This window comes from Kouleothrix sp. 19917, assembly GCF_057073505.1.
In genome coordinates this window covers 7,926,886-7,947,401 of sequence record NZ_CP097099.1, presented here as the reverse complement: position 1 = coordinate 7,947,401, position 20,516 = coordinate 7,926,886, and the positions used below count along the sequence as shown (strand labels likewise).

The window sequence follows — 20,516 nt, the reverse complement described above, 5'->3', positions numbered from 1 at the left end:
TGAAGTGTATCTCGCTCCACATCAGGCGGGCGTTTTTGTGTAGGCCCGCAGCCACGTTTGCGCAAGCTGGCCCCAGCGGAAGCGCGCCGCCTGCGCCTGCACCCGCGCCACGTCGGGCGCGCTGCGCAAGCCAGCCAGCAGCCCATCGGCCAGGGCGCGGGCATTGCCGGGGGCGACAATCGTGCCCCCATCAGCGCCAAGCATCTCGGCGCGGTCGCCCACATCGCCCGTGACCACCGGCACGCCTGCGGCCATGCTTTCCACAATCTTCAGCGGCGAGCGCCCGCGCGCCACCGCATCATCGGCCACCGGGTCGGCGGAGCAGCGCGCCAGCCCGAAGTAGGCCGGCACCGATCCGTAGGGCACATAGCCAAGAAAATGCGCCGCGCCATTCAAACCCAGCGCCGCCGCCCGCGCCCGCAGCACCTCGCCATCGGGGCCAGTGCCAACCAGCAGCAGGCGCGCTGCCGGCATGGCAGCGTGCACCAGGGCAAAGGCGTCCAGCAGCAGGCCGACGTTATGGCTGGTTTCGCTCAGCGTGCCGGCGTAGATCGCCACCGGCGCATCGCCCAGCCCAAGCCCGGCGCGCAGGCCCGCCACCGCCCGCGCATCCGGCGCGGCAATGCGCTCGGGCGCGATGCCATTCGGCACATACACAATCCGCTCGGCCGGCACGCCCAGCCCGGCGCAGCGCGCTTCCAGAAAGCGCGTGTTCACCGTCACGGCGGCGGCGCGGCGCGGCAGCATGTCTTCCCAGTAGCGCACCAGCGCCTGCTGCCACGGCGCGGCAAAGCGGTTGCCGCCCGCCTCGTAGTCGTCGCAATCGACATACAGTGGCACGCCGAGCCGCCGCGCCGCCAGCAGGCCAGCCAGCCCATTCATTGGCTGGGGCTTGCAGACATGGATCGCGTCGGGGCGGGCGCGCAATGCCGCCAGCAGCAGCCGTTGCGCGGCCTGAAATGTGACGCGCAGCAGCGCCGCCGCGCCATAGTAGCGCCGCTCCGTCACTGGCCCATACACGTGCATCTGGCTGGCGTAGTATACCACGACTCCCCCGCGCTCCTGGCGTCGCAGCGCGTGGGGAAGCCGATCGTAGGTTGGGTGCAGCAGCGCCAGCTCGGGCTGGTGACCCAGCGCCGCCAGCTCGCGCGCCAGCGGCAGCCAGCGCCCGCGTGGCGACGGATCTTGCAGGCTCGAGGTACCAAGAAACAGCACGCGCATCGATCAGATCTCGCTGCGTCGCCGCACGCGGCCCAGCAGGTGGCCCCGCTCGCCATCGCGAAACACCGAGTCGATCCGGTAGCACAGCCGCGTCAGCGCAGCGGCGGCCGATGGCACAGCCAGGTTGAGGAAGTGCAGCGGCGCAAACAGCAGGCGCAGCGTCGGCTCGTTCCAGTAGAAATATTCCACCGTCCATTCCTCGCGGTTGGGCAGCAGCGCGCCCAGCACCTCGGGCGTGTAGCCATTGCGCACATGCCCGAAGCTGCGATTGGTGTAGGGCGTCAGCCAGTTTGGGAACATGCGGAAACCCAGCGCGGGCGTGGTAAACCAGATCGTGCCGCCCGGCGCCAGCACGCGCAGCATTTCCCGCATCATCGCGCGGTCGTCTTCGACGTGCTCAAGAATGTCGAAGGCCAGGATGCAATCGAAGCTGCCTTCCAGCGTCGGCAGGTCGGTGGCCGACGCGCGCGCAACCGACATTGTGGCGGAAGGGCGCAGGCGCGGGCTCATATCGACGCCCAGGCGCAATGCTGCGTCAACCCTGCTCATAATGTACCCGTCGTCGCAGCCCACGTCGAGCACGCGCTGCGCCTGGGTGGGCAGGCCAAGCTGATCGCGAATGAGCATGGAGCGGTAGTAGGCCGCGAAGTGCGGGGTAATGGGAATGGTTTCTGTCATATGGGTACGAACTCTTTTCGGGCTACTGCGCGGGGCTAAAGCCGCCGCGCTGAGAGCAGCGCCCCGTGAACGGGGCTACGATATGTTCATCATCAGCGTGCTTTCAATTCAGCACGCCACACTTCATCATCGAGTGAAAAAACCTCACGGTTTTCGCGCAACATCGGCTTTGGGCTGTCGTCGGTGCGCTCAAGCGCAGAAATTTCGGTATGAAGCGCGTGATGGTGTTTCTGCGCCTCGACATAGGCTACAAAATTGGGCAGTCGCTTAGCGTCGAACGAGAACGCGCCATACTCTTCTTGCCAGCGGAATGGCTCATTTGTACTTCTCTGCTGGTTGATCTTTGCCGAAGCAACGCCCTTGACCTGCCCAATAAATGCGGCCAGCGCCAGCTTTGGTGGCACAGCGGCGACCAAATGGACGTGATCGGCAACGCCATTAAGCGCAAATACTGTAGCGCCCAAACCAATCGCTTTGCGACGCAAAAAATCATACACAAGCGGTTCAACATCCGGTGTCAAAAGCGGCTCGCGCCCCTTTGTCGACCACACAAGATGGTAGAACAGTTGCCAATACGGCATATGTGTGCTTTCGCTCTTGTTCCACACAGCCCGCTGAAGCGGGCGTCGCTTGGTAGCGCGGTGGCTTCAGCCCCGCGCGTTCGCATTCGCACGTTCGCATTAGCCCGCTGAAGCGGGCGTCGCTTGGTAGCGCGGCGGCTTCAGCCCCGCGCGTTCGCATTCGCACGTTCGCATTAGCCCGCTTCAGCCCCGCGCGTTCGCATTCGTGCGACTTCACCCCCGCGCAACGCCAGCCGGCTCGGGCGCGGCGACGGGCTGCGGCCGCCAGCGGCGGTAGCGCCACAGCGTCTCAACGGCGGTGAAGGCATCATGCGGCTTGATCTTTTTGCCGGCGATATAGGGCCGGCCCACATACGAAACCGGGCTTTCATAAATTTTGTGGCCGGCGCGCACGACCTTGGCGGTCAGCTCGGGGTCCACGTCGAAGCGGTCGTTGTCGATGCCGATCTGGCGCAGCAGGCTGGTGCGGAACAGCTTGTAGCACGTTTCCATGTCAGTGATCCAGCGCTGAAACATCAGGTTGAACAAGAGCGTCAGGCCGCGATTGCCCAGGTAGTGCGTCCACAGCATGCCAGTGCGGTCGGCGCCCAAAAAGCGCGAGCCATACACCACCTGCGCGTCGTGGCGCACGATCAGTTCGACCATTTTCAGGAAGTCGCGTGGGTCGTATTCCAGGTCGGCATCCTGAATCGCCAGATATTCTTCGGTGACGAGCGCCAGCCCACTGCGCAGCGCCGCGCCCTTGCCGCGGTTGCGCTCGTGGAACTGTGCCACCACGCGGCCCTCATCCACCAGCCGCTGCACAATTGCCTGCGTCCCGTCGCGCGAAAAATCATCCACCACCACAATCTGGCGAATGACCGGCACGCGCTCCAGGCGTCGCACTATTTCTTCAATCGTTTCGGCTTCGTTATAGACTGGGACGATTGCCGTGATGCCGATCGGCAGCGGGGCCGCGTGCGCGTCGGTTCGCGCGTGATTCGGCAAGCTCATTGCTTAGCTCCTCAATAATGCGAATGAGCGCGGCCCAGGAAAGCCGCGCGCGCGCCTGAGCCATCCCGGCGCGCATAGGAGTTTCAAGGCCATCCTGAAAATAGCGGTCGATCGCCCGCGCCAGCGCGGCCGCGTCGCCGGGTGGCACGATCAGGCCGCTTTCGCCGTCGGTGATCGTTTCGGCCAGTCCGCCAACGGCGGTGGCGATCACCGGCAGACCGTAGTGCACCGCCGTCATGCCCACACCGCTCTGGCTGCCGCTCAGGTAGGGCAGCACCAGCGCGTCGGCGGCGGCAAAATAGGGTTCGAGCTGCTCGTTGGTGATATAGCGATTGTCGAGCGTCACGCGCTGTTCGAGCCCAAGCTGGCGAATCTGGTCGCGGTAGGCTTGCTCATCTTCCCAGAACTCGCCCGCCACCAGCAGGTGCGCCGGCACCGCCGTGTGCGCCAGCGCGTCGAGCAGGTAGCGCAGCCCTTTGTAGCGCCGCACAAAGCCAAACATCAGCAGCAATGGCGCGTCGGCATCGAGCTTCAGCTGCGCCCGCGCGTCGGCGCGCGTCAGGTGCTGCGGCGTAAACACATCGAAGGGCGGCAGGTGCCCGGCGCGGATGGGTTTGCCGGGCAGCACGCGCCGCGCCATGCCAAACTCTTCCTCGGTCATCACAATCAGGCCGTCGGCCAGGCGCAGGGTCATGCGCGCAAAGAACCACTCGATCAGCGAGCTGTCGGGCTCGATGAACTGGTGCGAAATAAACAGCACCGGGATGTTGGCGCGGTGCGCCGCGCGCGACACCAGCAGCAGCAGCGGGATCCAGAAGGGCGTCCACCATTGCAGCAGCAGAATATCAGGCCGTTCGGCCACCACGCGCCGCGCCGCCGCCAGCCATGTCAGCGGGTTCATGGTGTCGATTATGCGTTCGCACGGCTCGTACAGCGTTGCTTCGCTCGGGTCGGCGCTGACATTCCCCGGAAACAGCAGGCGCGGGTACTGCCGGCTAAAGGAAAAAAAGCGCACGTCGTGCCGCTCGCGCAGGTGCTTCACCAGCAGCGTGGTGTAGTGCGCAATGCCACCGCGAAATGGGAAGGTTGGGCCGATCACCACAAATTTCATTGCGTGCTCAAATTGACTTGAAAGATCTCGACCCCACCCTGATCATACACCAGCGTAAAGCGCGGGTCCGCACGCAAAATCGCCGAGTCGAAACGGTCGACGGCGCCTGGCCCAGGGTAGGGATGCGCGCCATTATACACATAGCCTGTGCCGGCGCTGCGCACTGCCCGCCATGCCGAGCGCTTAGTAAGATCAACCAGCACCGGGCTGGGGTCGCTCAGCGGGCGGCCACGCAGCGCCACAATGAAATCGTTCAGGTGTTTCTGGTAGTTCACGATCTCGCCCTGTTCGCTGCCGTAGGTCAGCGGCGGCAGGCTGGCCCAGCGCCCCGCCAGCAGCGGCAGCCACCAGCCGGCATCCGAGCCGGCAGCGAGCGTGCCGCCATAGGCCGGGAAGCTATTCACCAGAAAGCGCGCGTCGGGCGGCGTATTCGCCTTGATCCATGCAATTGCGGCCAGATCGGCATCGCTCACCAGCGCCGTTTCGCCAGTAACGATAGTCGCCTGTCGGCCCGTGGTCACCGCAATCGTCGCCAGCAGCGCCACGCCCGCCACAGCCGCAGGCAGCGCCGCATGGAGGTTGAAGCGCGCCGCCGCCATTCCCAGCGCCTCCTGCGCCGAGCCAAGCGCATAGCCGGCCAGCAGCGCCGCCGGGATGAACAGTGTGCCCAGGCCCGTCACCGTGTCGATCACGCCCGCGCCGGGCAAACCCACCACATACGGGATGACGATCAGCACCAGCAGCGCCGCCCACAGCGCCGGCAACGCCATGCGCCAGTCGCGCCGCCAGCCCGCCACCAGCAGGCCCAGCAGCGCCAGCACGAGCACCCCGCCGCCGACATAGCGCGGCGCCACCGGCTCCAGCGCCGACATCTGCGTAATCACGGCCTTGCCCGAGCCGCCCGACACCATGCCATTGGCGTTGCGCAGCAGCTGGCCGCGCAGCACATTCAGCAGCCAGGGCAGCGCCAGCAGCAAGGCAACGGCGGCGCTTGGGATGGCGCGCAACGCCATTCGCCCAACCAGGCGCGCATCGCGGCGGGCCAGCGCCAGCATCACAAAGTAGCCCAGCACAAACAGCGCGGCCAGCACCGTCACAAGATAGTGCGTCAGCAGCATCCCGGCAGTAAGCAGCGCAGTCAGCAGCGCTAGCCGGTATGGAAAGCCCTGGAGCGAAGCCCGCAGGCCGCGCCGCTCAGCATGTGGTTCTTGGTTCTCAGTTCCTGGTTCTCGATACTCTGCCAGCGCGACCCAGCACACCACCAGCGCCATCAGCACAAGCTGCCCGGCGAGCTGTGTGTAGCGCCCCCAGTTCACAAAGAATGCCGGCATGTTGCCCACAAAGCCCACCACCAGTGCCGCCCACACACCCGCCCAGCGCGTGCCGCCCAGCGCCCGCAGCAGCGTAAACGCCAGCGGGATGGTCAGGGCATTCAGCACCTGCCCGGCCAGCACCAGGCTGCGCGGCACGTCGATGCCGGTGAGGTAGTGGGTGAATGCGACGTTGGCGTGAAAGCCGAAGTGGTAGGTGAAGGTTTTCAGCGCGGCGTAGGGCTGCCAGGATTGAAACAAGCCCTGGTGATCGACCAGCAGCTGCGCCATCAGCGTGTGCTGGTAGGAATCGCCCAGCAGGCCGACCGGCACATTCCGCACCGCATACAGGCGCACCAGCAAGCCGGCCAGCGCAATGCCAAGCAGCACCAGGCTTGGCGCGTCAGGCGCGGGCAGCGCACGCTCGCGCCGCGCATCGCGCACGGCCAGCGCCGCCCAGCCCACGGTACACAGCGCCAGAAAGGCCCAGGTGGCAGGTGAGCCCCAGGGCAACCCAAGCTGCTGCGCCAGAAGCAAAAGCAGCGGCGGCAGCGCGACGCTCAGGCCGATCGCCAGGCTCAGGCGCTCGGCCAAGCCCAGCGCGTGTTCACGCGGCCACAGCGCCCGCAGCAGCAGCAGGCCGGGGGTGGTGTACAGCAAGGCCAGCGCAAGGCCCGGCAGCAACGCGCTAACCAGGCCATTCACCACCCATAGCACAAGCGCGCTGCTGCCGCCGAGCGCCAATGCCCCGGCCAGCAGCAGCGCGCCGATCAGCAGCAGCGCCGGCATGCGCCAGCGCGCGTATACAATCCCTGGCTGTACCGCTCGCTCCAAACCGTGCCATCACCCGCACGGGAATGCACCCGGGCGTCTATGCGTGGCGCGCATCCGCACGCGCGAATGCCGCCGTTTCGCTCCTGTCGTCGTGCCCCGACTGACGAGGCACGAACAAGCAAGCCGGGAAGACCAAACGCTCCCAAAAGGCATTTCACGGCAGCTTCATGCGCCGGAATGCGCTCCTTGCTCGGCGGGCGGCATTATACGATAGGGGGGTAGGGGTGTCAAAGCTGCTTATGTGCTGGCCCGCTGGGTTGCGATGTGCGCTTCCCATTCGCGCAGGCGCGCAAGCTGCCGGCCGTTGAGGATCACAATTGGCCGCGCACTGCGAATGGTGTGAAATGCTTCGGCGTGCGGCGCGCCCTGCGCCACCAGAAAGGCGCTGGCGGTGAGCGAGGCGCGGCCAACACCGGCGTGGCAGTGTACCATCACGGGCAGCTGCTCGGCGCGGGCGGCCGCAATAAACGCCACTGCTTCCTGCAACTGATCAAGCGATGGCGGGTAGAAATCGGGCACGCGCAGGCGCAGGCTGCGCGGCGCGGGCGGGCCAGCGAACTGATCTTCGTATTCATCCTGTAAGCTCAGGACGGCGCGTATGCCGAGGGCGTGAAGCCCCGCCCACTGGGATGGGCGAAACTGCCCGCCAACATAGAGGAAGTCGTCGATTTTGCTGATGTTCAGGCCAAAAGCCCGCTGCCATTGCGTGGCGGCATAGCGCCCGATCAGCTCGGGGTGGCGCGACAAGGCAGCGAAACGGGCGTCTGGCGGGGCAGGGACGATTGTTTTTGGCATAGGGCACGGCACTCAGAAGCGCGGATCCGCGCCCAGTATACCACGCGTGCCTACGAGGCAACCAGCACCAGCACAATCAGGTCGCCGCGCCCATTGCCCTCGCGCGCCGGCCCGCCCGCGCCCACAATCACAATCTGCGTGCCGTGCGCCGTTCCGGGCACGAGGTCGATTGCTACGCGGTACGGCTCGCCGCTGGGGGTGTAGAACTCCGCAACGTGGCGCGCGCCGGTCTCGACTTCGGCCTGGCTGATGGTGATCGGGTAGACCACGTCGCCCGCCAGCCAGTTGCAGTGCAGGGTCGGCACGCTGACCAGGCTGCCGCCCTGGCGCATGGTGCGCTCGTAGAGCGGGCGGTGCGCGCTCGGCCCGTCGTTGCTGAAATTCTTCTGCATACTCTCCCCACTATCAGTGATGGGCGCGCTGGCGGTGTGCGGCTTGGTTGGGCGCTCTGTTGTATTAGACGTGCAGGATTTCCTTTTTGGGGTATAGGATTGGTTAATTTTTGGTGTGCATGCGGCGTATGCGATACGCCACTGTCTGGGCGGCCTTGTCTGGCCGGTTTTGTCTGGGCGGCCTTGTCTGGCCGGTTTTGTCTGGACGGCCTTGTCTGGACGGCCTTGTCTGGACGGTTTTGTCTGGGCGGCCTTGTCTGGACGGTTTTGTCTGGACGGCCTTGTCTGGGCGGACCTGCGTGTCCGCCCGCCTTGCCTTTTCAGGTGCCTTCACTTATGCAACGCAGCTTGCTCAGGCCGCAGGGCCGCTAGGGCTTCCGCCCCAGCACCCCGGCCAAGGGCTAGCGCCCTTGGAACCCGAGTGAATGCAGAAGCTATTGCAAAGCAATGCTGCCATGCCTCCGTTATGCTCAGCGCTGGCAACAGTTGACGAGCGAGGGCGGCAGCTTGTAAGGCAGGTACAACACGATTCGACCGATGCCTTGCTTTCATCCACAACGGAGGCATGGCCGCAAATCTTTTTTATGCCGGCCACATCAAATTTGGGGTTCGGGGCAAGGCCCCGACGGCGAGGTCGGGTACCCACGAAGTGGGTGTGGCCGGCGGCGGCCTCTTGCCGCGGTGCGCGAGGGCGCGTAGCCCTCGCAAACGCCTGGGATGGGCCAGGCACGCATTGCACCACCGCCACGCTTGCGCTATACTGCGCGCGAGCCGCCGAACCAAAGGAGCAACGCCGATGTTCACCGCCTTTGTGATGGTCAAAGCCGAGCCGCGCAAGATCGCTGCGATCGCGCAGGAAATCGCGAACATGCCGAGCGTCGCCGAGGTCTACAGCGTCACCGGCGAGTTCGATATTCTGGTGGTGCTGCGCCTGAACGAGTACGAGCAGCTTGCCGAGGCCGTGCCCGAGGGCCTGTCGCAGATCGACGGCATTCTGGAAACCAGCACCGTGCTGGCCTTCCGCCGCTTCTCGGCCCAGGATCTGAGCGCCGCCTGGGACATCGGAGTTTCCTGAGTTGGCTGAGCGAGACGCCAAGCGCGCCCCCGACCCGCGCCCCACCCGCGCCGAGCTGCTGGCCGCCGCCGGCCGCACAATCGACGACATCATCGGCCCGAATTTGCGCGTGCTGTTCTGTGGCATCAACCCCGGCCTGTACTCGGGTGTCACCGGGCACCACTTTGCGCGGCCAGGCAACCGCTTCTGGCCCACACTCCACGCGGCTGGCTTCACGCCGCGCCAGCTTCACCCCAGCGAAGAGCGCGAGCTGCTGCCGCTGGGCTATGGCATCACCAACCTGGTGGCGCGCGCCACTGCCACCGCCGACGAGCTGGCGCCCCACGAGCTGGTCGAGGGCGGCGCGCGGCTGCAAGCCAAAGTCGATGCGTTTCGCCCACGCGTGCTGGCCGTGCTTGGCGTCACCGCCTTTCGCACCGCGTTTGGGCAGCCGCGCGCCGTGCTGGGCCGCCAGGAGCAGCCGTTTGGCGCGACGCCAGTGTGGATTCTGCCCAACCCCTCGGGCCTGAACGCCCACTACCAGCTGGCCGACCTCGCCCGCGTGTATGGCGAGCTGCGCCAGGCCGCCGAACAAGGGCTTGTGTAAGCAAAAGAAATTCGTGGGCCGCAAGCCACTCCCGAACTCGCAACTTCACCAGCACACAGGTTCGCACCATCCTATCAACGCCGCGCCAGCGGCACAAACACGCGCCCGCCGCCTACACTCGCCGCGCCGGGGGCCACCAGCGCAAACTCGCTCAGGTGGTTCAGCACCACCGTCACCGTGCGCTGCGCCGTATCGACCCCACAGCCCGCGCATGGCAGCAGCGCCTGCCAGCCTTGCCCGTTCCAGTAGACCATATTCAGCGTCGCCGGGTTCGAAATGCCCGCCGCCAGCAGGTCGCTCGGGTCGTAGCGCACCAGCATGGTGAAGGGCTTGTTGAACTGGTGCAGCGGCTGGCCGTTCGACGTTGCATTGAGCGTAAAGGCGCGGTTGGCGAAATGATAGCCCGGCAGGCTGTGCTGCGGGCTTGGCAGCAGCAAATAGTCAAGTAAGGTGGGCGCGCTCACCGCGCCAGCCGGGAAGTTCACCGTCAGGAAGCCGCCACTGGGGCTGAGCGTGCCGCCCGCCTGGGGCGTGATCGTTGCGCTGGCCGTGAGCGCGGGCGTGCGGAACGAACGAATGCCCGACAGTGGCCCCCAGCCAAAGGCGTTGCGCGCCTTCACCCGCCAGAAAAAGGTCTGCTCGGGCTGGCGCACAAGCACAGCAACCGTACCAAACGGCGAATAGGCTGAGCGCCAATTGTCCTGCTCAGCGTCGGTGCGCGTTTCGTACAGGCGCACGTTGTATTGCTCGGCCTGCGCCACCGCCGAATACAGGATCGTCAGGCGGATCGAGCCGGTGGTGACGCCATCTTCGGGCGCGATCTGCTGCGGCGCGGGCGGCAGCGCGCTGGTGTCGGCGGGCGTGCGGAACGAGAAGGTCGCGCCAAAGCTGCCTGCTTTATCGATCGATGCGCAGATGCTCAACACCCGCCAGTAGTAGCGCGTGTTCGGCGCAAGGTTGTCGAGCGGGCGGGTCGAAACATTCGCGTTCAGCTCGGGATCAACGCCAATGAAATAGCTGGAATCGACGACATTGCTAAACCCGCTGTCGCTGGCGAGCTGGTAGTAGTATTCGTAGGTGTTCGGGGCGCGCTGCCAGGCGATCTGCGGGATGAGCGTGTTCACCTGCGCATTGTTGGCGGGCGCAAGCAGGGCTGGCGGCGGCAGCGTGCAGCTCACATTCCCCGCGCCCGCGCCCGCGTGCAGCACAAACCCCGCCGAAAACGCGCCGATCTGGCCGTCGGCGCACACACTTGCCACGCGCCAGTAGTAGGTCGAAAGCGGATCGAGGTCGGCAAAGGTCGTGTGCGCCACCGGCCCGGGATGCGCTGGCGTTCCGCTCGATTCGGTCGCCAGCAAATTGGTGAAACTGCTGTTCGCGGCCAGCTGAAAGACGAACTCGCTCACCCCCGCCACGCGATTCCAGGTGAAGCGCGGGTTCTGAAGATCGTTGCTGGTCGCGCCATTCGCCGGCGTTAGCAGCTGCGGGGCCAGCGCGGCACAGGCCTGCACCGTTGTGGTCGAATGAACCGCCGGTACGGCGACTCGGTCGGGCGCGTCGGCGCGCACTACGCGGCCGCCGGGGCGCGCGGCATACTCCGCGCTGGCGGGCGCGGGCGGCGCAGCCGGCGCGGCTTTTGCGGCCGGCGCAGCGCCGATACCTGCCAGCAGCACGGCCAGCACAGCCGCAATGGTCAATCCTCTCATACGGGCTCCTTGCTCACAATCACGATTCACTCTAGTAGGTATCAAAACGCCCCAAAAACTGCTTCTTCGCCCGTTTCTATTTTCAAAAGCTGCCAAATCTGTCGTGCAGGAAACATAACCGATGCGGCATTTCGAGAGCGATTCGACAGGACCACGCTAGAGTTTGCGCGGGCAGAAATGCTGCGCATCGTTTGAACAACAAATGTGTCAGCGTTGTGCAACAGAATCGGCCATTTGGGCCACCTCGCTTATCTTGACAGCTTGTAGCATGATCGATACACTATAGTGAGTTACGATAGATTTGATAGATTTGATAGATTTAACTCCATGACAGAGCAACGCGATCGCGCCAATGCAGGGAGCCCGGTTGTCATCATTGGTGGCGGCATCACCGGGCTTGCCGCGGCCTTTTACCTGGAGCAGGCCGCCCGCCAGGCAGGCATCCCCCTGCGCTGCACGATTGTCGAGCAGGATGCGCGCTTTGGCGGCAAGATCGTCACCGAGTCGGTCGAGACGCCTGCCGGCGCGTTCCTAGTCGAGGGCGGGCCGGACTCGTTTGTGACGCAGAAGCCCGCCGCGCTTGCGCTGGTGCGCGCGCTGGGCCTGGAATCCGAGCTGCTGACAACCACACCCACGCCGATCACCACGCATTTCCTGATCGAAGGCCGGCCCGTCGCCATGCCAGCCGGCATGTCGCTGATCTTCCCAACCGAGTTTGGGCCGTTCCTCGCCTCGCCGTTGCTCTCGTGGCAGGGCCGGCTGCGCATGCTGCGCGAGCAGTGGGTGCCTGCCCGCACCGACGGCGTCGACGAGACGCTGGCCGATTTCATGCGGCGGCGCTTTGGCGCAGAAGCGCTCGACCGCCTGGGCGAGCCGCTGCTGGCCGGCATTCATAGCTCCGACCCCGAGCAGCAAAGCATGCACATGACCTTTCCGCGCTTTCTGGAAATGGAGCGCACGCACGGCAGCGTGATTCGCGCGCTGCTTGCAGCCCGCCGCGCCCGCGAAGCCGCGCCCGCCGCAGCCGCACCCCCGCCGCCCTTCCTGACGCTGCGCGGTGGCATTGGCACGCTGTTGCCCGCCCTGCTGAAGCGCCTGGCGGCGACACTGCTGCCCAATCGTTCAGTCGTGGCGCTCGCACACAACCCGGCGGCCGCGCACCCCTACCGCCTGCGGCTGAATACGGGCGAATCGCTCGACGCCGATGCCGTGATTGTGACCACGCCCGCCTCGGCGGCCGCCGCCCTGCTCGATACAATCGAGCCGGGGCTGGCCGCGCCGCTGCGCGACATTCGTTATGTCAGCACCGCCACCGTGTCGCTGGCCTACCCAAGCGCGGCGATCCGCGCGCCGCTCGAAGGCTTCGGTCTGGTTATTCCGCAGAGCGAAGGGCGGCGCATCAACGCACTGACTATTACTTCAAAGAAATTTGCTGGCCGCGCCCCCGATGGCTATACGCTCATCCGCGTGTTTGCCGGCGGCGCGCGCACGCCCGAAACTGTCGCGCTGGACGACGATGCAGTGCTGGCGATTGTGCGCGACGAGCTGCGTTCGATGTTGCAGATCGACGCTGCGCCGCTGTGGAGCCGCATTTTCCGCTGGCCGAACGGCCACCCGCAGTACGCGATTGGCCACAGCGAGCGCGTGGCATCCGTGGAAGCACGCCTGCCCGCTGGCATGCTGCTGGCCGGCAGCTCGTACCGCGGCGTGGGCCTGCCCGATTGCATTCAGCAGGCGCAGCTTGCCGCCAGCGCCGCGCTGGAGCAGCTTCGCGTTCCAACCCTGGCCTGAGAGCGATTGCCGAGAAGCGCTATGAACCAGCAGCACCAGCCCGAAACCGCCGACGCCGAGTGGCTTTCGCTGCAGGAAGCCAGCGAGCTGCTGGGCGTAAATACTTCGACACTGCGCCGCTGGGGCGATAGCGGGCGCGTGACCATGCGCCGCACGCTGGGCGGGCACCGCCGCTTTGCGCGCGCCGAGATTGTGCGCCTGGTGCCCGCGCCGCCCGCCGCGCTGGTGCCGCATGCCGCGCCCCACCCAACCGCGCACAGCATGAACCCGCACGCGCACGGCGGGGCCTGGGCGCTCGACAGCCACACGCTGGCGCAGCAGGAATGGCACACGCGCTTCACCAGCGGCCCGCTTACGAACCGCATGCGCGGCCTGGGTCAGCGCCTGCTTGGCCTGCTCATTCAGTACATCAATCGGCGCGAAGACGATACGCGCTTTCTGGTCGAGGCGCGCGCGGTGGGCGAAAGCTACGGCGGCGAGTCGCGCGTGGCCGGCGTGAGCCTGCACGACACGGTCGAGGCGTTTCTGTTCTTTCGCAGCGCCTTTGCGCAGCTTGCCATGCCGGTGCCGGGCATCGCCCAGCCCACCGACCTGGCCGAGGCGGCCGGGTTGCATGCGCGGCTCGATCGCTTTATGGACGCGATTCTGCTGGGCGTGATTGCGGGTTTCGAGAAACAGGGCGCATAAACGCAATGTTCAAACATTTGGAAGAAACGAACAGATTTCACATACTTTTTTAACAGCTATCGATCATACTCTGCTTGTGTAGCAACGATTCAATTTCACATTCGTCTTTGTTTCTGTGGTCTACACGTAGTGCAATTCCACGTGAGGTTTTAGGGCAGTGAAGGGCTTCGTTGCGCATCGCAATCCCCAAACCCTAACCCCCAACCCCTAAACCCTGCGCATTCACGCGCACTAGTACATAGGAAATTGCTGTGGCTCAACTTGTTATTATCGGGACACACCAGCGCATCTGCCCGGTGGCCATGCGCGAACAGCTCGCCTTCAGCGCCGAGGATTTGCAATCTGCGCTCGTCGGGCTGCGCGACTATGCCGCTGAGGGCTTTATTATCTCGACCTGCAATCGCGTCGAAATCGGCGGCCTGCTGCCCGACGAGGTGGATGGCCCGGCGGCGCTGGTGGGTTTTCTGGGCAGCCGCCACAGCGTGCCCGCCGAACTGCTGACACCGCACCTCTACATCTTCACTGGCGAGGCCGCCGCGCAGCACCTGTTTCGACTGGCCGCCGGCCTCGACTCGATGGTGCTGGGCGAAGAACAGATCCAGACGCAGCTGAAAAGCGCGCTGGCCGCCGCGCAGCAGGCCGGCATGGCCGGGCAGATGATCAGCCGATTGCTGCAGCACGCGCTGGCAGTGGGCAAGCTGGTGCGCACCGAAACCGGCATCGCCCGCCAGCACCTGTCGGTGGTTTCGGTGGCGCTGGATATTGCGCGCGAGCGGCTGGGCGAACTGGCCGGGCGGCGCGTGCTGGTGCTGGGCGCGGGCCGCATGGCCGAGCTGGCGCTCAAGCACCTGCGCGGCGAGCACGCGACCGTCACGCTGGCGAACCGCTCGCCCGAGCGCGCAGCCGCGCTGGCCGCCAGCTATGGCGCGGCAACCCTGCCCTTCGCGCAGATCGAGCAGGGGCTGGCCGACGCCGATGTGGTGCTGAGCTGCACTGCCGCGCCGAATTATGTTCTCACAGCCGACATGGCGGTTCGCGCAATGGCCGGCCGCGAAGGCGAGTTAATTCTGCTCGACCTGGCCGTGCCGCGCGATGTCGAGCCGCTGGCGGCGGCGGTGCCGGGCGTGCGCCTGTGGGATGTCGATAGCCTGCAAGCGATCTGCGACGCCAACCGCGCCACGCGCGCCGCCGAGGTGAACCACGCCGAGGAGCTTGTGGCCGGCGAGGTGGCAAAGTTCCAGCAGTGGTGGAATGAGCAGGGCGTCGTCCCAACCATCCGCGCCCTGCGCGAGCGCGCCGAGTCCATCCGCACCGCCGAGCTTCAGCGCACGCTGTCGCGCATGCCCAACCTGTCGGCGCAGGAGCAGGCCGCGATTGGCGCGCTCAGCGCCGCGATTGTCAACAAGCTGCTGCACCAGCCGATCGCCACGCTCAAGGATCATCGCGACGGCGAGCTGGTCAGCGCCGTGCACGAGCTGTTTCAGCTTGGCAGCGCGAAATAACGACCATGTTGCAGGTTGAAAGTTCGAAGGTTGCAGGTTTGAACGTTCGCAGATTTGAAAGTTCGAAAGTCTGAATGTTCCAGGGTGACTGCCAACTGCCAACTGCCAACTGCCAACTGCCAACTGCCAACTGCCAACTGCCGACTCATATCACAAAGAGAAGCGAGGAACCCCCTATGTCCAGCCCTTCCGAAACCCCCGGCCAGCGCTATTTCGTGCAGTACACCGCCTTTCGCTCCGACCCGGCGTGGCGGCGGCTGCCCCACGGCGCGCGCGAAGACGGCCGCGAGTCGCTGGCCAGCGTGATCGAGGAGTACGCGCCCGACATCGCCACCTGGGCCTACAGCACGCTGGGCCTGAAAGTCGGCTGCGAGCTGCTCTTGTGGCGGCGCGGCATCGACCCGCTCGCCATGCAGGAAATGACCGCGCGGCTGCTGCAAAGCGGGCTGGGTGCCTACCTGACGATCGAGCACAACTTGTACGGCTTCACGCGCCCTTCGAACTACACCAAGCGCCCAACCACGCAGGAGCAGGCGATTGACCTGAACGACCGCCAGACCTACCTGACCGTGTACCCGTTCAGCAAGACCACCGAGTGGTACCTGATGAGCAAGGAAGCGCGCCAGGGCATGATGAACGAGCACATTCGCGTGGGCCACGAGTTCGCCGACATTCGCCAGGTGCTGCTCTACACCACCGGCCTCGACGACCAGGAATTTGTGGTCGCCTACGAGATGGAAGACATGCCGCGCTTCAGCGAGCTGGTGACTGCCCTGCGCAACACCGAAGCGCGCCGCTACACCCTGCGCGATACGCCGATCATCACCGGCATTCACCGGCCGCTGCGCGAGGCGCTGGCGCTGCTTGGATAATCGCGGGCGCATCCAAGGAGGGGCGAAGCATTCGAGCTTCCGACCCAGCATGCGCACTTTTCATAGCAGCACGGGCGAAGCATTTGCGTTGAAAGGCCTTCGCATGGCAATGCATTCCACGCAAATGCTTCGCCCCCAACAACATAGATAGAGATATGCCAGAGCTACACACATCCCGCTTTCTCCGCGCATGCCGCCGCGAGCCGACCGACCGCACTCCGGTGTGGTTTATGCGCCAGGCCGGCCGCTACATGCCCGAGTACCGCGCTATTCGCGCGCGCCACGGCTTTCTCGACATGGTGAAAACGCCCGAGCTGGCGGCTGAGATCACCATGCAGCCGGTGCAGGCCTTCGACATCGACGCGGCGATCATCTACGCCGACATCCTGCCGCCGCTGGAGGGCATGGGCCTGCAGCTGACCTACGAGCAGGGCGAGGGGCCGGTCATCCACAACCCGATCGCAAGCATGGCCGACATTGCTGCGCTCGCCCAGCCCGACCCACGCGAAACCGTGGCCTACACGCTCGACGCGGTGCGTCTGGTGAAGCGCGAGCTCGGCGAACGCATCCCGCTGATCGGCTTTAGCGGCGCGCCATTCACGCTTGCCAGCTACGCGATCGAGGGCGGCGGCTCGCGCGAGTATCGCCGCACCAAGCAGCTGATGTACCGCGAGCCAGCGGCGTGGCATGCGCTCATGGGCAAGCTCGCGCGCCTGATCAGCGACTACGCGATTGCGCAGATCGAGGCCGGTGCCGACGCCATTCAGCTGTTCGACAGCTGGGCTGGCGCGCTCGCCCCCGCCGACTATGCCGCGTTTGTGCTGCCGTATGTGCAGCAGGTCATCGCCGCGATTCGCGAAAGCGCGGCAGCGGAACGAGGAAGCGCCTCCAATTCTCCAATTATCTATTTCGGCACGGGCTTGGGCGGCATGTATGGCCTGCTGCGCCAGAGCGGCGCGGATGTGATTGGGGTCGACTGGCGCAGCACGCTGGATGATGCCTGGGCGCAGCTTGGGCCGGGTTTCGCGGTGCAGGGCAACCTCGACCCGCACACGCTCTTTGCGCCGTGGGAGCTGATCGAGCGCCGCGCCGCCGATGTGCTGGATCGCGCCGCCGGCCGCCCCGGCCATATCTTCAACCTGGGGCACGGCATCCTCACCGAAACGCCGGTCGAAAACGTTGCGCGGCTGGCCAACTTCGTGCACGAATACTCATCAACGAGTTAGCAGGTCGCAGGTTGGAACGTTGGCAGGTTCCACAATCTGCAAACTCCGCGTACTCTGCGCCTCTGCGGTTCAGAAGAATAGAGGTAACGATGAAGAATAATACACCGACCGGCATCATGGTCATGGCCTACGGCACGCCCGAGACGCTTGAGGATGTCGAGCCCTACTACACGCACATTCGCGGCGGGCGCAAGCCCTCGCCCGAGCAGCTTGAAGACCTGATCTTCCGCTACCAGAAGGTCGGCGGGCAGACACCCCTGTACGAGCTGACCAAGGGCGTGGCCGACGGCCTGCGCGCGCGGCTCGATGCCGAGTTCCCCGGCCAGTACAAGGTCTACCTCGCCATGAAGCACTGGCACCCCTATATCGCTGAGGTCGTGCCGCAGATCGCCGCCGACGGCCTGCGCGACGTTGTGGGTCTGGTGCTGGCCCCGCACTATTCACGCTACAGCCTTGAGGGCTACCGCACCTACACCGAGAAGGCGCTCGCGCAGCTTCCCGAGCCGTTCCGCTTCCACTTCGTCGAGCACTGGCACGACCACCCGCTGTTCCGCGCGCTGATCGCCGACCGCATTCGCGCTGCGCTGGCCGAGTTCCCGCCCGAGGCGCAGGGCAAGGTCACGGTGCTGTTCAGCGCGCACAGCCTGCCCGAAAAAATCATCGCCCAGGGCGACCCGTATGTCGACCAGTTGCGCGAAAGCGCCGCCGCCATTGCCACGCTGGTCGGCCTGCCCGACCACCGCTTCTGCTTCCAGAGCGCCGCGCCCACGCCCGAGCCCTGGCTTGGGCCGGATATTGTGGACTACCTGCAGGAGCTCTACGACGAAGGCGTGCGCTCCGTGCTGAGCGTGCCGTTCGGCTTTGTGGCCGAGCATCTTGAGGTGCTGTGGGACATCGACACCGAGGCGCAGGCCAAGGCGCAGGAGCTTGGCATGATGCTCAAGCGCATTCGCATGCCCAACGCCGACCCCGAGTTCGTCGAGCTGATTCGCGCCGTCGCGCTCGAAAACGTGCCGGCTGAGACGACGCAGGGGTAGTAAAGCTTGGTTGAAGTTTATTTCTCGTGCTAAGACGAAGGACGAAAGACGAAGAACGAAGCCAAAATTGGTCATTCATCTTTCGTCTTTGGTCAGAAACAGCAACGGATTTCCGAAAATTGGAGATGGAAAAAGAACGCTGGTGCTTCACCAGGGTGTGCGGCTCATGCCCCGCCCGGCCCAGACATGACGATGCTCCTGCAGGATTGACGCAGGCATGAGGGTTTTCTTTCAATGCGCCGACCGTTCCATTCCGGGTGCAGGGCGCAGATCCTGGCCGTGGGTGCAGGGCAACGGCAGCGCCCTGCCGCCCGCCGCGCAGGCGATACAGAGAGGCATAGCAATGACCCATCGCTCAATCGAGGCACTTGAACCCACCGCCCGCGCAGCCAGCACGTCGGTGGTCGTGATCGGCACCCGCAGCAGCAAGCTCGCGCTGGTGCAGACGCATTTTGTGCGCGACACGCTGCTGGCGCGCTGGCCCGGGCTGGACGTCGGCGTCGAGCACATCACCACCAAGGGCGATATCATCCTCGACCGGCCGCTCAGCGCGATTGGCGACAAGGGCTTGTTTGTCACCGAGATCGAAGACGCAATGCGCGCCGGCCGGGTGGATATGGCCGTGCACAGCGCCAAAGACCTGCCTTCCGAGTTGCCGCCCGACATGATCCTGGCCGTCATTCCCGCCCGCGAAGACCCCCGCGACGCGCTTGTGTCGCTCGGCGGCGCGGCGCTGGCCGCCCTGCCCGCTGGCGCGCACGTTGGCACCAGCAGCCTGCGCCGCGCCTGCCAGCTCCGCGCCGCCCGCCCCGACCTGCGCATCACCGACTTACGCGGCAATGTCGATACGCGCCTGCGCAAGCTGCACGAAGGCCAGTACGACGCGATTGTGCTGGCAGCGGCCGGCCTGCGCCGCCTCGGGCTGGAAGACCAGATCACCGAGCTGCTCGACCCAACCGTGATGCTGCCAGCGGTCGCACAGGGCGCGCTTGGCATCGAAACGCGCGCCGGCGACGCAGCCACGCTTGAGCTGCTGGCGCCGCTCGAGCACGCACCAACCCGTTGCGCCGTCGCGGCCGAGCGTGCGTTCCTGGGGCGCATTGGCGGCGGCTGCCAGGTGCCAATCGCCGCCTACGCCTGGCTCGAAGGCTCGACGATCACGCTGAGCGGGCTGATTGGCGCGCGCGACGGTCGCGTGGTACGCGGCACGCTTGCCGGCCCAATCGATCAGCCTGCCGCGCTTGGTTCGACGCTTGCCGAGCAGCTGCTGGACAAGGGCGGGCAGGCGCTGCTGAACGAAGCACCATGAGTAGCGCTGAACACGGGCCACTCGCCGGCCGCCGCATCGTCGTCACCCGCCCGGCCGCGCAGTCGCGTGAGCTGATTGCGCAGCTCGAATCACTTGGCGCGGAGCCGCTGGTCTGCCCGGCGATTGCAATCGTCCCGCCCGACGATTATGCCCCGCTCGATACGGCGATTGCGCGCCTGCCCACCTATTCCTGGCTGATCGTGACGAGTGTGAATGGCGTGCATGCCCTGCTCGGACGCATGGAGGCGTTGGGCGTGAAGCCTGCTGCGCTCGCCCACCTGCACATTGGCGCAATCGGCCCAGCCACGGCGCGCGCGCTCGAAGATTATGGCCTTCATGCCGAGTTCATGCCCGGCGAGTACGTGGCCGAGGCAATTCTGGCTGAAATTGGCGATGTGGCCGGCCAGCGCATTCTGCTGCCCCGCGCCGACATTGCCCGCGCCGCGCTGGCGATTGGCCTGCGCGAACGAGGCGCGGAAGTAGACGAAATTGCGGTGTACCATACCGTGCCGGGCGAAGGCGTGGGCGCGCTTGCCGATCATCTCCACGCCGGTCGCGCCAACGCAATCACCTTCACCAGCTCGTCTACGGTGCGCTACACGCTCGACGGGCTGGAGCGTGCCGGCATGGAGCGCAGCGACGCGGCGGCGCTGCTGAATAAGACCGCAATCGTCTGCATCGGGCCGATCACCGCCGAAACGGCACGCGCGGAAGGGCTGCGCGTGGATGCCGAGGCGCGCGAGTTCACTGGCGCGGGCGTGGTCGATGCGCTGGTTGCGTGGTTCGCAAAAATACCCTAACCACGAAGAC

General features: G+C 65.6%; 19 protein-coding genes. 10 read left to right on the top strand and 9 right to left on the bottom strand.

Translation table 11 applies throughout. The features are described from left to right. Positions 1-21 precede the first annotated feature (21 nt). From M1P90_RS31895 to M1P90_RS31860, 8 genes are all read right to left on the bottom strand, one after another. A complete protein-coding gene (locus M1P90_RS31895; RefSeq protein WP_483699829.1) occupies positions 22-1,221 on the bottom strand; it encodes a glycosyltransferase family 4 protein in 1,200 nt (399 codons plus the stop codon). 3 nt (positions 1,222-1,224) lie between these two features. Then, a complete protein-coding gene (locus M1P90_RS31890; protein WP_483699828.1) occupies positions 1,225-1,899 on the bottom strand; it encodes a class I SAM-dependent methyltransferase in 675 nt (224 codons plus the stop codon). Positions 1,900-1,991: 92 nt separating this feature from the next. Continuing rightward, complete coding sequence (gene tnpA, locus M1P90_RS31885; RefSeq protein WP_483699827.1) at positions 1,992-2,480, bottom strand: IS200/IS605 family transposase; 489 nt, start codon at positions 2,478-2,480, stop codon at positions 1,992-1,994. A gap of 213 nt (positions 2,481-2,693) precedes the next feature. Next, a complete protein-coding gene (locus tag M1P90_RS31880) occupies positions 2,694-3,473 on the bottom strand; it encodes a glycosyltransferase family 2 protein (RefSeq protein ID WP_483699825.1) in 780 nt (259 codons plus the stop codon). Next, entirely contained in the window at positions 3,391-4,584 is a 1,194-nt protein-coding gene (locus tag M1P90_RS31875) for a glycosyltransferase (RefSeq protein WP_483699824.1), read from the bottom strand. Before M1P90_RS31875 ends, M1P90_RS31880 begins: the two co-directional genes overlap by 83 nt. Then, positions 4,581-6,728, bottom strand: a complete 2,148-nt coding sequence (locus M1P90_RS31870) for a hypothetical protein (RefSeq protein ID WP_483699822.1) — start codon at positions 6,726-6,728, stop codon at positions 4,581-4,583. The genes M1P90_RS31875 and M1P90_RS31870 overlap by 4 nt, the downstream gene beginning before the upstream one ends. A gap of 237 nt (positions 6,729-6,965) precedes the next feature. Then, positions 6,966-7,523 (bottom strand): protein-tyrosine phosphatase family protein, encoded by a 558-nt coding sequence (locus tag M1P90_RS31865; RefSeq protein ID WP_483699820.1) that lies wholly within the window; start codon positions 7,521-7,523, stop codon positions 6,966-6,968. Positions 7,524-7,573: 50 nt separating this feature from the next. Then, positions 7,574-7,915, bottom strand: coding sequence for a hypothetical protein (locus M1P90_RS31860; protein WP_483699819.1), 342 nt, complete (start codon positions 7,913-7,915; stop codon positions 7,574-7,576). Positions 7,916-8,711: 796 nt separating this feature from the next. On the opposite strand from M1P90_RS31860, the gene M1P90_RS31855 reads away from it, so the two are divergent. After that, a complete protein-coding gene (locus tag M1P90_RS31855; protein WP_483699818.1) occupies positions 8,712-8,990 on the top strand; it encodes an Lrp/AsnC family transcriptional regulator in 279 nt (92 codons plus the stop codon). Position 8,991: 1 nt separating this feature from the next. Continuing rightward, complete coding sequence (mug, locus tag M1P90_RS31850; RefSeq protein ID WP_483699817.1) at positions 8,992-9,576, top strand: G/U mismatch-specific DNA glycosylase; 585 nt, start codon at positions 8,992-8,994, stop codon at positions 9,574-9,576. A gap of 74 nt (positions 9,577-9,650) precedes the next feature. On the opposite strand, the gene M1P90_RS31845 is transcribed toward mug, so the two are convergent. Next, positions 9,651-11,282, bottom strand: a complete 1,632-nt coding sequence (locus tag M1P90_RS31845; RefSeq protein WP_483699816.1) for a hypothetical protein — start codon at positions 11,280-11,282, stop codon at positions 9,651-9,653. Between the two features lie 327 nt (positions 11,283-11,609). On the opposite strand from M1P90_RS31845, the gene hemG reads away from it, so the two are divergent. The 8 genes from hemG (at position 11,610) to M1P90_RS31805 (ending at position 20,506) form a co-directional block, all read left to right on the top strand. Next, complete coding sequence (hemG, locus tag M1P90_RS31840; protein WP_483699815.1) at positions 11,610-13,073, top strand: protoporphyrinogen oxidase; 1,464 nt, start codon at positions 11,610-11,612, stop codon at positions 13,071-13,073. 21 nt (positions 13,074-13,094) lie between these two features. Beyond that, positions 13,095-13,760 carry a MerR family transcriptional regulator gene (locus M1P90_RS31835; RefSeq protein WP_483699814.1) on the top strand — a complete coding sequence of 222 codons (666 nt, stop codon included), beginning with the start codon at positions 13,095-13,097 and terminating at the stop codon, positions 13,758-13,760. A 251-nt stretch (positions 13,761-14,011) separates the two neighbouring features. After that, on the top strand, positions 14,012-15,262 hold the full coding sequence (gene hemA, locus M1P90_RS31830; RefSeq protein ID WP_483699812.1) for a glutamyl-tRNA reductase: 1,251 nt from the start codon (positions 14,012-14,014) through the stop codon (positions 15,260-15,262). A 176-nt stretch (positions 15,263-15,438) separates the two neighbouring features. Continuing rightward, positions 15,439-16,134: a chlorite dismutase family protein gene (locus tag M1P90_RS31825; RefSeq protein ID WP_483699810.1), complete on the top strand. Its 696-nt coding sequence runs from the start codon at positions 15,439-15,441 to the stop codon at positions 16,132-16,134. A 155-nt stretch (positions 16,135-16,289) separates the two neighbouring features. Next, positions 16,290-17,360: a uroporphyrinogen decarboxylase gene (hemE, locus tag M1P90_RS31820; protein ID WP_483699809.1), complete on the top strand. Its 1,071-nt coding sequence runs from the start codon at positions 16,290-16,292 to the stop codon at positions 17,358-17,360. 89 nt (positions 17,361-17,449) lie between these two features. Next, positions 17,450-18,397, top strand: coding sequence for a ferrochelatase (gene hemH / locus M1P90_RS31815; RefSeq protein WP_483699808.1), 948 nt, complete (start codon positions 17,450-17,452; stop codon positions 18,395-18,397). Positions 18,398-18,740: 343 nt separating this feature from the next. Then, on the top strand, positions 18,741-19,706 hold the full coding sequence (hemC, locus tag M1P90_RS31810; RefSeq protein ID WP_483699806.1) for a hydroxymethylbilane synthase: 966 nt from the start codon (positions 18,741-18,743) through the stop codon (positions 19,704-19,706). Further along, positions 19,703-20,506 carry a uroporphyrinogen-III synthase gene (locus M1P90_RS31805; protein ID WP_483699804.1) on the top strand — a complete coding sequence of 268 codons (804 nt, stop codon included), beginning with the start codon at positions 19,703-19,705 and terminating at the stop codon, positions 20,504-20,506. The genes hemC and M1P90_RS31805 overlap by 4 nt, the downstream gene beginning before the upstream one ends. Positions 20,507-20,516: the final 10 nt, after the last annotated feature.

Bases quoted from the DNA above. Each gene is read 5' to 3' on its own strand.
- hemH (WP_483699808.1), top strand. From the start codon at position 17,450: ATGAAGAATAATACACCGACCGGCATCATGGTCATGGCCTACGGCACG.
- tnpA (WP_483699827.1), bottom strand. From the start codon at position 2,480: ATGCCGTATTGGCAACTGTTCTACCATCTTGTGTGGTCGACAAAGGGG.
- M1P90_RS31890 (WP_483699828.1), bottom strand. From the start codon at position 1,899: ATGACAGAAACCATTCCCATTACCCCGCACTTCGCGGCCTACTACCGC.
- M1P90_RS31845 (WP_483699816.1), bottom strand. From the start codon at position 11,282: ATGAGAGGATTGACCATTGCGGCTGTGCTGGCCGTGCTGCTGGCAGGT.
- hemG (WP_483699815.1), top strand. From the start codon at position 11,610: ATGACAGAGCAACGCGATCGCGCCAATGCAGGGAGCCCGGTTGTCATC.
- M1P90_RS31835 (WP_483699814.1), top strand. From the start codon at position 13,095: ATGAACCAGCAGCACCAGCCCGAAACCGCCGACGCCGAGTGGCTTTCG.
- M1P90_RS31825 (WP_483699810.1), top strand. From the start codon at position 15,439: ATGTCCAGCCCTTCCGAAACCCCCGGCCAGCGCTATTTCGTGCAGTAC.
- hemE (WP_483699809.1), top strand. From the start codon at position 16,290: ATGCCAGAGCTACACACATCCCGCTTTCTCCGCGCATGCCGCCGCGAG.
- hemC (WP_483699806.1), top strand. From the start codon at position 18,741: ATGACCCATCGCTCAATCGAGGCACTTGAACCCACCGCCCGCGCAGCC.
- M1P90_RS31855 (WP_483699818.1), top strand. From the start codon at position 8,712: ATGTTCACCGCCTTTGTGATGGTCAAAGCCGAGCCGCGCAAGATCGCT.
- M1P90_RS31880 (WP_483699825.1), bottom strand. From the start codon at position 3,473: ATGAGCTTGCCGAATCACGCGCGAACCGACGCGCACGCGGCCCCGCTG.
- M1P90_RS31860 (WP_483699819.1), bottom strand. From the start codon at position 7,915: ATGCAGAAGAATTTCAGCAACGACGGGCCGAGCGCGCACCGCCCGCTC.
- M1P90_RS31875 (WP_483699824.1), bottom strand. From the start codon at position 4,584: ATGAAATTTGTGGTGATCGGCCCAACCTTCCCATTTCGCGGTGGCATT.
- M1P90_RS31805 (WP_483699804.1), top strand. From the start codon at position 19,703: ATGAGTAGCGCTGAACACGGGCCACTCGCCGGCCGCCGCATCGTCGTC.
- M1P90_RS31895 (WP_483699829.1), bottom strand. From the start codon at position 1,221: ATGCGCGTGCTGTTTCTTGGTACCTCGAGCCTGCAAGATCCGTCGCCA.
- M1P90_RS31865 (WP_483699820.1), bottom strand. From the start codon at position 7,523: ATGCCAAAAACAATCGTCCCTGCCCCGCCAGACGCCCGTTTCGCTGCC.